1 protein-coding gene is annotated in these 216 nt (G+C 55.1%); it reads left to right on the top strand.

Annotation, left to right across the window (positions count from 1 at the left end; translation table 11 throughout):
• Window positions 1-216: ubiquitin-like protein (locus AB1471_RS18220; RefSeq protein WP_367781117.1), on the top strand; the 216-nt coding region annotated here is incomplete at both ends.

The raw sequence follows: 216 nt of genomic DNA, 5'->3' as shown, positions 1-216 counted from the left end.
TCGAAGTCGAGAGCTCGGACACCATCGACAACGTAAAGGCCAAGATCCAAGACAAGGAGGGAATTCCGCCGGACCAGCAGAGGCTTATCTTTGCTGGAAAGCAGCTCGAGGACGGCCGCACCTTGGCCGATTACAACATCCAGAAGGAGTCAACCCTTCATCTTGTCCTTCGTCTCCGCGGAGGCATGCAGATCTTCGTGAAAACCCTGACTGGCA

Origin of the sequence: Jeotgalibacillus marinus (genome assembly GCF_040801915.1) — a bacterium.
In the GTDB taxonomy this organism is placed as follows: Bacteria; Bacillota; Bacilli; order Bacillales; family Jeotgalibacillaceae; genus Jeotgalibacillus; species Jeotgalibacillus marinus.
The sequence above is the reverse complement of the archived record's forward strand: the minus strand, read 5'-3'. Positions and strand labels throughout refer to the sequence as shown.